The sequence below is a fragment of the Paenibacillus pseudetheri genome, from assembly GCF_924513355.1.
GTDB lineage: Bacteria > Bacillota > Bacilli > Paenibacillales > Paenibacillaceae > Paenibacillus_AQ > Paenibacillus_AQ pseudetheri.
The window spans coordinates 35,039-37,873 of the sequence record NZ_CAKMAB010000050.1; the positions used below are offsets into that span (position 1 = coordinate 35,039).

A 2,835-nucleotide genomic window follows, 5' to 3' on the forward strand; every position below is an offset into this window, starting at 1 on the left:
CGGACCCTGCGGCTCTGCGCGCGATCGTGCGCGAGAGCCGCAATTTCCTGGCGCAGCTGCAAGCAGCGCCGGGAGAGGCCGTGAACGACATCAGCCTCTGCGGGCTGCTTCTGTCGTTCGCCTATCCCGACCGTATCGGGCAGAAACGTGGTGATGGCGCGTTTCTGCTATCCGCCGGTCGTGGCGTGGCCATGCGGGAAGGGCAACCGCTGGCCCGATCCGCTTATATTGTGGCCGCGTCTGTAGACGATCGAGCCACACAAGGCGCAATCCTGCTGGGAGCTGAGCTAGAAGAAGGACAATTGCTTAAATATCATGCAGATCGCATCACAGAGGATTCTGAGGTGTATTGGGATAAAGAAAGTGGAAGTGTGAAGAAACGCCGCCGAACGATGCTTAGCGCTCTTGTCTTAAAAGAAACGTCACATGAAAGACCCTCTGCGGAAGAAACAGCGAAAGTACTGCTAAGTGTAATCGCAGAAGAAGGGATTGATATTTTACCGTGGGAAAAGGGACCTCTGCAACTTCGTGAGCGGCTAATGTTTATGCACACCTTACGTTCGGATTGGCCAAATGTCTCTGATGAAGTATTAATTGAGACGCTTGATGAATGGCTATTACCTTACATTCATGGTATGCGGAACTTGCGCGACCTTCAGCGAATCCCGTTATCTCGTGCGCTTGAGGGGTTGCTGGACTGGAATCAGCGACAGATTCTTGAACAGGAAGCGCCGACACATATAACAGTTCCTAGTGGTTCGCGTGTGCCCGTGGACTATGCTAATCCAGCTGCTCCTGTACTGGCTGTACGTTTGCAAGAGATGTTTGGACAGTTAGACACGCCTAGAATTGGAGGGGGGAAGGTACCTGTTTTGCTTCATCTTTTGTCACCGGCTAGAAGACCGATGCAAGTGACTTCTGATCTCGCAAGCTTTTGGCGTGGCACTTATTTTGAGGTTAAAAAAGATCTAAAGGGACGGTACCCAAAACACTATTGGCCAGACGACCCCTTGCAAGCTATTCCGACCCATCGAACACGTCCCAAGAAATAATTATGGCTACTCGTGCACTTGTAATTGTTCTTTAGATGTTTTGTCTTCAGCTTACAGGGTAATTAACTAGCGAAGACAATTACTAAGGAGGGCTTCAAGTGACTAAAAAAATCGTAGGTATCTTTGAAACCGAACAAGAAGCAACCAGAGCAATTGAAGGACTTCACAATCAAGGGTTCAGTAATGATGAAATATCAGTAATCACACGTGATCGTGATGAGCTAAGACATATTTCGGATGATACAGGCACAAAAGCTCCCGAAGGTGTTGCAACAGGCGCTGCTACAGGAGGCGTATTGGGTGGTGTTACTGGACTGCTAGCAGGTATCGGAGCGCTAGCCATCCCTGGAATTGGTCCAATTCTAGCAGCGGGACCTATTGTGGCAACATTAACAGGTGTAGCTGTCGGTGCAGGTGCAGGCGGCTTAGTTGGCGGCTTGATCGGTCTTGGCATTCCTGAGGATGAGGCGAAAGAGTATGAAGGATACGTAGAAAGTGGTAAGATCCTTGTGCTTGTAGATGACAATGGACGAGGAGTTCAAGCGCATGATGTGTTCCGTGGCAATCGCTCGTTGAATGCTCAGCGTTACGATGGTATCTATAACGAAGACACTAGACTAGGGAATTCGATGGCTAATCGAGCAGACCGGACATCTGAAGTCTACAACCGCGATAAAATCTAAAATGTTAATCGATCTACTTTTACTATAAACAATTCATTCAAAGACTGCATCTCCTAGCGATAAGCTATGAGGTGCAGTCTTTATTATGTATGTGGTATGATATGGATAATAATCCAAATTATAATTAGGGTTTTGGTAATCGCGGATGTCTTCGATCGAGAGGCCATATTTGCGTCCATTCACAAAGCACAGCCAGAAGTGGTTATCCATCAGCTAACTTCACTAAGTCAGCGGAATTTCTCAGATCATTCAAGGATAAGAATAGAAGGAACACGAAATATTGTGGATGCTTCCCTTGCAACTGGCGTGGAACAAATCATTGCACAAAGTATTTCATGGGCTTATGAAGCTGGAGAGGAGCCAGCTACGGAGGAAACTCCTTTAGATCTGAAGGCTTTAGAGCCTCGGAGAAGAACGATTGAAGGTATATGCTCACTAGAGAAAGCAGTTGCCGAGATCCCGAATCATGTGATCTTGCGGTATGGAATGTTGTACGGCCAAGGAACATGGCATGACACTAATGGCTATATGGCAGAGGAAATTCGTCAAGGACGAGTGAGCTTGAATGTCCAGAGTGAATGAATTCAGCTACTGAAAGGAAGTGCAGTATGAGTTTACTTCTTGTGATTTTGTTCTTTATTGGTTTAATCATGATGATTAGCAATCAATATGCGATGATCAAGAAAATGGACGAAATGAATGAGTCACTAAGTGAAATTAATAATAAACTTGGTTAGCTAAAGTTGAAAAGGAGTGATGACATGAGGGTAATAAAAAATTTCTTTCTAGTGGTCGTGAATTTAATCGCGGATCTATGGTTTGGAATCGTACGAAAACCTGAATTTTATGATAATCACACGGTTACTTCAACAAAGAGAGGGTATGTCCTATTTGTAACCTTGGCAGGTATGATCGCTGTTGGAACGGCCATATGGCTTTGTTATAGAATATATTAAGAAGAAAGCTGCCAATTGGCAGTTCAGGCTGTCGAGAAAGTCTCGACAGCCTTCTTTATGTCCTAATTATTTAAGACGACACCGCGTTAATGTTGTATAATGTAGGTAACTATTTATAGAACGGATGGTGTGTTGAATGTTACG

Annotated in this window: 5 protein-coding genes; all 5 read left to right on the forward strand. The window is 45.5% G+C overall.

All coding sequences use genetic code 11. The features are described from left to right. A partial coding sequence (locus tag L1028_RS27720; RefSeq protein WP_279306929.1) for an ATP-dependent helicase C-terminal domain-containing protein occupies nucleotides 1-1,052 on the forward strand: 1,052 nt, incomplete at its 5' end. A gap of 98 nt (nucleotides 1,053-1,150) precedes the next feature. Beyond that, complete coding sequence (locus L1028_RS27725; RefSeq protein ID WP_234541187.1) at nucleotides 1,151-1,735, forward strand: general stress protein; 585 nt, start codon at nucleotides 1,151-1,153, stop codon at nucleotides 1,733-1,735. A gap of 132 nt (nucleotides 1,736-1,867) precedes the next feature. After that, nucleotides 1,868-2,317: an NAD-dependent epimerase/dehydratase family protein gene (locus L1028_RS27730; protein WP_234541188.1), complete on the forward strand. Its 450-nt coding sequence runs from the start codon at nucleotides 1,868-1,870 to the stop codon at nucleotides 2,315-2,317. A gap of 26 nt (nucleotides 2,318-2,343) precedes the next feature. Continuing rightward, nucleotides 2,344-2,472 (forward strand): hypothetical protein, encoded by a 129-nt coding sequence (locus L1028_RS31405; RefSeq protein ID WP_256716254.1) that lies wholly within the window; start codon nucleotides 2,344-2,346, stop codon nucleotides 2,470-2,472. 24 nt (nucleotides 2,473-2,496) lie between these two features. Beyond that, on the forward strand, nucleotides 2,497-2,691 hold the full coding sequence (locus L1028_RS27735; protein WP_234541189.1) for a hypothetical protein: 195 nt from the start codon (nucleotides 2,497-2,499) through the stop codon (nucleotides 2,689-2,691). Nucleotides 2,692-2,835 lie beyond the last annotated feature (144 nt).